The organism is Pseudoalteromonas sp. 78C3 (assembly GCF_002836695.1).
Lineage (GTDB): Bacteria > Pseudomonadota > Gammaproteobacteria > Enterobacterales > Alteromonadaceae > Pseudoalteromonas > Pseudoalteromonas arctica.
This window is the reverse complement of record NZ_PJAV01000152.1, coordinates 23,549-32,238: the sequence shown is the minus strand read 5'-3', so window position 1 is coordinate 32,238 and position 8,690 is coordinate 23,549. Positions and strand designations below refer to the sequence as shown.

Genomic DNA, 8,690 nt, shown 5'->3' with positions numbered 1-8,690 from the left:
AATAAGATCAGATAATTTAGGTTGGTGTTTATCGCCAGCAAGAGACTCTGCTATTTCATTTAATTTAAGAGCGGCAGTTTCAGCACCATATAATGACGATAAAACACGTGCAGCAGCGTCTTTTTTACCAGCCATAATTAGGTATCGCGGGCTTTCGGGGATAAAAAATAAAGCGATTAGAAACAAGCATGCAGGTAATAATTCAACCCAAAACATCCAACGCCATGTTTCAAAGTCGAGCCAAAATATAGCCGTAGAGCCACCAGCTGTGTTGGCTAAAAAATAGTTACTCACAAATGCGCTAAATAAACCAAATATAATAGCCACTTGTTGCAGTGTAGAGAGCGTGCCTCTGTATCGTGCGGGGGCAATTTCGCTAATATAAGCTGGGGTCATAACCGATGCAGCCCCTACCGCTAAGCCGCCTAAAATTCGATAAATCACAAATTCAAACGATGTGACTGACACACCCGAACCCCAAGCACTTATAATAAATAAGGCTGCAGCAAAAAGTAAAATTGGACGTCGTCCAAATTTATCAGCCAATCGACCTGCGCAAAACGCACCAATGGCACAACCAATTAGCATGCTTGATACGTTAAATCCCGTACCCGCACTACTGGAGCCAAACGCTGTTTGGAGTCCATCAACCGTGCCGTTAATTACGCCGCTGTCAAAACCAAATAAAAACCCGCCAATGGTCGCAACAAAGCAAACCAGTACTATTAAAAGTACATTTTCTTTCTCGTTCATAAGTATCCATATTGTGTGTTGTTGTTATTTTATATAGATTTTGAAGCTCAAAAGTGTGTGCGTTATTTAGTTATTTTTATTGGTTGAGCTTGATTCTCTTTCTATTAATTCAAAATCTAAAATATGTCTTAAGTCTAAGCTTTTTACATTGCTTAAATCGTTATACTGACCCGATGCAAGTAAAGTAATGGCAAGCTCAGCCATTTCATTAATGGGCTGTTTTACCGTAGAAATATTTGGCCACACTATGGTTGCAAGTTGCGTGTCATCAAAGCCAACAACCGACAGTTCGCTTGGAATATTAATACCTTGTTTTTGAGCTATTGAGATTACAGCGGCTGCCATGTCATCGTTAGCTGCAAAAATAGCTGTAGGCTTATCATCAAGTGAAAGTAATTTTATTGCCGCTTCCATGCCCGATTGATAAGTAAAACTGCCCTGCTCTATATACTCAGGTGGCGTTATTATTTTATTAGAGCGCAGTGCATCTAAATAACCTTGGTAACGCAAACGGCTAACACCTTGTTTAGTGTCGCCAATAATATGTGCAATTTTGCTATGCCCTTGATTTATTAAATGCTCTGTAACATCAAACGCTGCTTGGTAATCGTCCATGCATATATAAGGGGAGCGGTTTAATTTTGTATCTGGCGTTATTCTTACAAATGGTACTTGTGCTTTAGTAAGCACATCTAAAACCTGTTCGTTGTCGCACATAGGAGGCAGTAAAATCATGCCATCAACCTGTGTAACATCAATAAGTTGCTTTACCGATTCAATTGTTTTGTCAATATCGCTATGCGCTTCGTCAACAACTAGGTGGTAGCCCAGTGCGCGGCATTTTTTAAGCGCTGCCAATAAAAATTGGCTTATGTAAGAGTCACTTGGGTTATCGTATAAAAGCCCTAAAAAGAATGACTTAGTACTAGCAAGGCGCCTAGCAGACACATTTGGCCTGTAATTTAATTGCTCAACAACAGCCATTACTTTTTCGCGGGTTTTGTCGCTTACTTTTTTGTCTTGGTTGAGCACGCGCGAAACTGTCATCATTGATACACCAGCCTGCTCGGCTACATCTTGTATTCTTGCTCTTTTAGGATCGGCCATTACTGTTATTACCTACTCACAATCAGTGGATTGTTATAATTAACTTTCTTAATTTTCATTATACATAATTGTAAAGCTTGATATTGTTTACAGCGCGTTTTAAATGATTACTTATTGACAAAGTCTTATACTACACTGAAAATGTTAGCGCTAACAACAAATTTATAATATTCACACCCACTAATATAAAAAACTTAAAAAGGCCTATATTATGAGCATGCTGCAAAACCCAATTCTAAGAGGCTTTAACCCAGACCCAAACATTGTCAGAGTTAATAACGACTACTACATAGCCACCTCAACTTTTGAATGGTTTGGCGGTGTGCAAATTCACCACTCTACCGATTTAGTAAATTGGCGAGTTATAGGTCAAGCGCTTAATACCGTAGAGCAACTTGATATGCGAGGAGTGCCCGACTCTTGCGGTGTATGGGCACCGCAACTTAGCTACAACAATGGGCGTTTTTATTTGGTGTATACCAATGTAAAAAGCTTTGATGGCCCATGGAAAGACACGCCAAACTATTTTGTATCAACCACTGATATTACCGGTAACTGGTCACAAGCGACTTACTTAAATTCTAGCGGTTTTGATCCGTCTATTTTTCACGATGATGACGGTAAAAGTTATTTGCTAAACATGCTGGTTGATCACCGCAACAACGCACTATTTGGTGGCATAGTAATGCAAGAGCTTTGCCTAAAAACCAATAAATTAATAGGCGATGTTAAACCTATATTTTCAGGCACAAAACTTGGTTGCACTGAAGGCCCACATATTTTAAAACGCGGCGATTACTACTATTTAATTACCGCTGAAGGTGGCACTGGGTATGAACACTGCATTAGTGTTGCGCGCTCTAAAAACGTATTTGGCCCTTACCAAGTACACCCGCACAACCCCGTAATAACAGCAGTACATGAGCCGAGTAATGCGCTGCAAAAATGTGGCCATGGGGATTTTTTTCAAACGCAAAACGGTGATTGGTACACGGTATTTTTAACATCAAGGCCACTGTCTGAGCGTGGCCGCTGCATTACAGGCCGTGAAACAGGGATTGAGCAAATAATCTGGAGAGACGATGGCTGGCCTTATGCAAAACACACAAATAAAGCCCCGAGAATACACGTACCCGTTGAAGGTTTAACGCTAAATCCACAGTCGCAATCCTCAACACATATTGATTTTAGTAACGATGATCTGACTGTTGATTTTCAGTCATTGCGTATACCTATGTGCAAAAATTGGGTCTATAAAAATACTCAAAAAGCATCGCTCACCCTAGTGGGAAAAGAGTCTTTAAGCTCATTGCATCAGCAAAGTTTTATTGCCAGGCGTGTACAGGCTCATCATACTGTTAGCAGCACATGCGTTGATTTTGCGCCGAGCAGTTTTCAGCAAATGGCGGGGCTAGTATGTTATTACAACACCGCGCATTACTACTATTTGCATATAAGCGGCGGCGATGTAGGCGATGAAACCACACCGCGTTATTTAAATATAATAAGCTGCGATAAATACCAAACAAGTACGCCTGTTGCACCGCTTTTGCTTAAAACAAACAAACCTGTTTACTTAAAAGCTGATTTTAATGGCGCTCAGCTGCAGTTTTATTATGCTACCGAGAAAAACTGCTGGATAAAGTTTGGTCCAGTGCTCGATGGCAGTATTTTATCTGATGATTACGTGCAGCAATCACCACAAGGGTATCGCCCGTGTTTTACCGGTGCTTTTGTTGGTATGGCCTGCCAAGACTTATCGGGACAAAATAAAGAAGCTCACTATTCATTTTTTAATTATGACGAACCTAGCGGCGAATAAGTCGCCGCCAGTTAAGTCTATTAGTTGATTTAGAGCTGATATAAAACCATTTAAAAGCTTTTAAAAGCTCTTTTAAAGTTCTATTAAAACAGGGCTTTAATACGCTCCATTTGCGATTGTAAAAGTAAACTTTGAGAGTGGCTCATAATGTCACTCTCTCGTTTGTTTTCGCTCAGTAAGCGCCCTACTTCTTGCGCTTCAAAGCTATAACCTTGTGACTGCCTGCCATCTTCAAAATGCTCAATTAAGTCATCAAGCTCATACAAAGAGCACTCATAAGCCCTAAATGCATCGGGTATTTTTATATAGCCTTTGTCGCCAATAATATACGCGCCATTCCCTAACCGGCATTGAAATGACGTTGCTAAGCTCACCATTACATCACCACAATTAGCAGTAATAAGTACATCGTCTTCCACGCCTTTGTAGCGAATATTTGCTCTTACGTATAAGTTTTCAAGGTCGTTATTTAAAAAGTAATTGGCAATTGCAAGCGGATAAATTCCCATATCAAGTAAACAACCGCCCGCTAAATCTGGGTTGTATTCACGCCCATCGGGATTAAAAGGCACAGGGTAGCCAAAGTCAGCTTTAACATGTTTAATAGTGCCAATTCGCCCTTGCTCTACCCATTGTTTTGCTTTTTGTATTGCAGGTAAAAAGTACGTCCACATGGCTTCCATTAAAAATACGTCGTGCTTTTTAGCCAGTAAACACAACTGCTTGCACTCTTCAGCCGAAACCGTAATGGGCTTTTCGCACAATACATGCTTACCTGCTTTAATAGCATCGCTGGCATTTTTAAAGTGAAAGTTATGCGGGGTCGCAATGTAAACTACATCAACGTTTTTATCGTCAAATAATGCCTGATACCCTTCGTAGGCATTGGCCGCACTATACTTGCTCGCAAAAGCGCTTGCATCTTCCCCATTTCTTGCTGCAACTGCGTACGCAACACTATTATTTGTATGTGCTAAGTCTTCACAAAATTGTGCAGCAATTCGGCCACAACCAACAATACCCCAGTTTATTTTTTTCATAGTGTTTCCTTATGATCTTAAAAAGAAATTTAAGTGAACTCCAACAACCAAGCAATAAACTTGCAAATTAATTGTTAAACATAGTTTAAAACTAGCTTGACTTAACAATATCAAATCATTAATGTTAGCGCTAACACTAAAACAACATTAAGTATCACATTTATGTTCCTTGGTATCGATTTAGGCACTTCAGGTGTAAAAGTAATTATTTTAGACGAGCAAGACCAATTGCTTGCTCAAGCAAGTGGATCTTTAAGCGTTTCACGCCCAGCACCACTTTTTTCTGAGCAAAACCCTACAGATTGGTGGCTTGCTACATGTAGTGCAATTGATGAGCTTAAAAATACTCACCCTGCATTACTAAAATCGGTAAAGGCTGTGGGCCTTTCTGGGCAAATGCATGGCGCTACGCTGCTTGATAAAAACAATAACATTATTCGCCCAGCCATTTTATGGAACGACGGGCGCAGTGCAGCACAATGTGTAGAGCTTGAAAAACGCGAACCAAATTCTCGTAATATTACCGGCAACATAGCAATGCCTGGTTTTACTGCACCTAAATTGGTTTGGTTAAAAGAGTTTGAACCAGAAAACTTTGCAAAAGTAGCCAAAGTATTATTACCAAAAGACTACCTACGCTTTTTAATGACCGGTGATTTTGCATCAGACATGTCTGACTCAGCAGGCACACTGTGGCTAGACGTAGAAAAAAGAGCATGGTCGCAAAAAATGCTTAGCGCTTGCGACTTAACAGAGCAGCACATGCCTACCCTTTTTGAGGGCACACAAATTACTGGCAAATTAACAGCCCAAGTTGCTGCTAAATGGGGTATGGAACAAGTACCTGTTGTTGCTGGTGGTGGCGATAATGCCGCAGGCGCTGCCGGTGTTGGCGTAGTAAGGCCTAAACAAGCGTTTTTGTCATTAGGTACTTCGGGCGTTTACTTTGTTGCTAACGATAAATACCTGCCTAACCCAGAAGGTGCTGTACATACTTTTTGTCATTGCATTGAAAACACCTGGCACCAAATGTCAGTGGTGTTAAGCGCAGCAAGCTGTTTAACCTGGGTCACTAAATTAACCGGTTTTAAAAACGAAAGCGCATTGCTTGAACAAGTAAGTAAATGCGATTTTAGCAAACCAAGCTCAGTCATATTTTTACCTTATTTAACTGGCGAGCGTACGCCGCATAATAACCCCGATGCCAAAGGCGTATTTTTTGGTTTAGACAGCGACACCGATGCAGCAGCTCTTGGCCGCGCAGTACTCGAGGGCGTTGCTTTTGCCTTTGCCGATGGCCAACAAGTACTGTTTGATGCCGGCGCACAAATTGACGATGTAACCGTTATTGGTGGTGGCGCTAAAAGCCCACTGTGGGGAAAAATCATCGCAAGTGTACTCAACCGCCCCCTAATTTACCGAGAAGGTTCAGAAGTTGGCCCCGCATTTGGCGCAGCAAGACTTGCCCGAATAGCAGTAACACAACTCCCTGCACAACAAGTGTGTGTTAACGGCAAGGTAACGCAAACAATTGAGCCAGACCCAGTCATGCAAAACTTTTACGCACAGCAATACACAACATACAAAGCACTTTACCAAAGTGTAAAAACATACTTTTAATACACTATTATAAAATTAATGGAGCACATTATGAGCGAACAATTTTTTACAAACGTTGAAAAAATTAAATTTGAGGGTGAAAACTCTAAAAACCCATTTGCATTTCGTTATTACGACGAAAACCAAGTAGTGCTTGGCAAAACAATGAAAGAACATTTACGTTTTGCAGCCTGTTACTGGCATAACTTTTGTTCTACAGGGTTTGATATTTTTGGTGAAGGTACGTTTGACCGTCCTTGGATCCAACCTGTAGGCAATCAATTAGAACTTGCTGAACAAAAAGTAAAAGTAGCCTTTGAATTTTATGAAAAATTAGGCGTTCCTTACTTTTGTTTTCATGATGTTGATATTGCCCCTGAAGGCAAAACACTACAAGAAAGCCACGATAACGTAACGCACATAGCTAACATTATCGAAAAAGAAATGCAGCGCACAGGTGTAAAACTACTGTGGGGTACTGCTAACTTATTCTCAAATCAGCGTTTTTGTGCCGGTGGTGCAACAAACCCTAATCCTAATACGTATGCATATGCAGCAGCACAAGTTAAACATGCAATGGAAATTACGCATCGTTTAGGCGGCGAAAACTACGTACTTTGGGGTGGTCGTGAAGGTTACGACACGCTACTAAATACAGACCTTGCACAAGAAAGCGAACAGTACGCACGCTTTTTGAAAATGGTTGTAGAGCACAAGAAAAAAATTGGTTTTAAAGGCACATTATTAATTGAGCCAAAACCACAAGAGCCAACTAAGCACCAGTACGATTACGATACAGCAACGGTTGCAGGCTTTTTATACAAGCACGGCTTACAAGACGAAATTAAAGTAAACATTGAAGCAAACCACGCAACACTTGCGGGTCATAGCTTCCACCACGAAATTGCAGTTGCTTGCGCAGAAGGCATTATGGGTAGTATTGATGCTAACCGTGGCGACATGCAAAACGGTTGGGATACTGACCAATTTCCTAACGACGTAGCTGAGTGCACACTTGTTGTTTACGAAATTTTAAAAATGGGTGGTTTTACAACGGGCGGCTTTAACTTTGACACTAAACTTCGTCGTCAATCGTGTGAGCGTGATGACTTATTCATTGGTCACATTGGCGGTATGGATACGATGGCTAAAGCATTACTCAATGCAGCAGCAATGATTGAAGGCGGCGAGCTGACTGATTTTGTTGAAAAACGTTACGCTGGTTGGAAAGAAGACCTAGGTCAAAGCATTCTAAATGGTGAGCAATCGCTTGAGAGCCTTTCAGCGTTAGTACACGAGAACAACATCGATCCTAAGCAAGTTTCTGGTCGCCAAGAACTGCTTGAGAATATTGTTAACCGCTACGTATAAGGACATCGCCTCGGTTATAAAGCCGAGGCGTACATCATTATGAACTTGTTAGAACAACTCAAAAAAGTAACCACGGTCGTTGCCGACAGTGGCGATGTAGAGTCAATCAAAGCCCTACAACCGGTTGATGCAACAACCAATCCTTCGTTAATTTTACAAGCTGCAAAATTACCTCAGTATAAACATTTAATTGAAGACGCTATAAATAAAGCTGGCAACGACGTTGACGCTATTTGCGACCAACTTATTGTTAACTTTGGCTGTGAAATACTAAAGGTAATACCTGGGCGTATATCAAGCGAAGTAGATGCGCGTTTATCGTTTGACACCAAAGCAAGTATTGCCAAAGGGCGTAAGCTTATTTCGCTTTACGAGCAAGCGGGTATTTCAAAAGACCGCGTACTTATTAAACTTGCTTCAACATGGGAAGGCATTAAAGCCGCCGAACAGTTAGAAAAAGAAGGTATTAAGTGTAACTTAACCCTGCTTTTTTCGATGGCTCAAGCCATTGCATGCGCACAAGCTAACGTAACGCTTATATCTCCGTTTGTTGGTCGTATTCTTGATTGGTACAAAGCCCGCGATAATAAAGAATACACCCCAAGCGAAGATCCTGGTGTGCAGTCGGTTACAGGTATTTATCAGTACTATAAAAAGTACGATTATAAAACCGTGGTAATGGGCGCAAGCTTTAGAAACATTCAGGAAATAATCGAACTTGCTGGCTGCGATTTACTGACTATCTCGCCATCATTACTCAATGATTTACAAAGCCAAGAAGGTGAACTGGTTACAAAGCTTGACGCTGCAAACATTGCCAAAGCACCGCAAAGCGACATAACCCCACTCACCCACGAGCAATTTTTATGGCAGCACAACGAAGATCCAATGGCCAGCGAAAAGCTCGGTGAAGGTATTCGTAACTTTGCCAAAGATCAGCGTATTTTGGCTAAATTGGTTGAAGACTTACTAAACTAATTTCCCTCAAGCCTGCTACA

At 41.1% G+C, this 8,690-nt stretch carries 7 protein-coding genes; 4 read left to right on the top strand and 3 right to left on the bottom strand.

The annotated features are described in order from the left end of the window. Window positions 1-753, bottom strand: a 753-nt coding sequence (locus CXF76_RS13145) for an MFS transporter (RefSeq protein WP_157823352.1), incomplete at its 3' end; no start/stop codon positions are given. 66 nt (window positions 754-819) lie between these two features. Beyond that, window positions 820-1,860: a LacI family DNA-binding transcriptional regulator gene (locus CXF76_RS13140; RefSeq protein ID WP_101163905.1), complete on the bottom strand. Its 1,041-nt coding sequence runs from the start codon at window positions 1,858-1,860 to the stop codon at window positions 820-822. Window positions 1,861-2,071: 211 nt separating this feature from the next. Here CXF76_RS13140 and CXF76_RS13135 point away from each other — a divergent pair, with 211 nt between their 5' ends. Continuing rightward, the gene (locus CXF76_RS13135) at window positions 2,072-3,682 is read left to right on the top strand and encodes a glycoside hydrolase family 43 protein (RefSeq protein WP_101163904.1); all 1,611 of its coding nucleotides are present in this window, start codon (window positions 2,072-2,074) and stop codon (window positions 3,680-3,682) included. 83 nt (window positions 3,683-3,765) lie between these two features. Here CXF76_RS13135 and CXF76_RS13130 read toward each other — a convergent pair whose 3' ends face one another. After that, window positions 3,766-4,722, bottom strand: coding sequence for a Gfo/Idh/MocA family protein (locus tag CXF76_RS13130; RefSeq protein ID WP_101163903.1), 957 nt, complete (start codon window positions 4,720-4,722; stop codon window positions 3,766-3,768). 162 nt (window positions 4,723-4,884) lie between these two features. Here CXF76_RS13130 and xylB point away from each other — a divergent pair, with 162 nt between their 5' ends. The 3 genes from xylB to tal are packed head-to-tail and all read left to right on the top strand — an operon-like array spanning window position 4,885 to window position 8,670. Beyond that, the gene (gene xylB, locus CXF76_RS13125) at window positions 4,885-6,342 is read left to right on the top strand and encodes a xylulokinase (protein ID WP_101163902.1); all 1,458 of its coding nucleotides are present in this window, start codon (window positions 4,885-4,887) and stop codon (window positions 6,340-6,342) included. Window positions 6,343-6,372: 30 nt separating this feature from the next. Further along, window positions 6,373-7,692, top strand: coding sequence for a xylose isomerase (xylA, locus tag CXF76_RS13120; protein ID WP_007375167.1), 1,320 nt, complete (start codon window positions 6,373-6,375; stop codon window positions 7,690-7,692). Window positions 7,693-7,731: 39 nt separating this feature from the next. Further along, entirely contained in the window at window positions 7,732-8,670 is a 939-nt protein-coding gene (tal, locus tag CXF76_RS13115; RefSeq protein WP_101163901.1) for a transaldolase, read from the top strand. Window positions 8,671-8,690 lie beyond the last annotated feature (20 nt).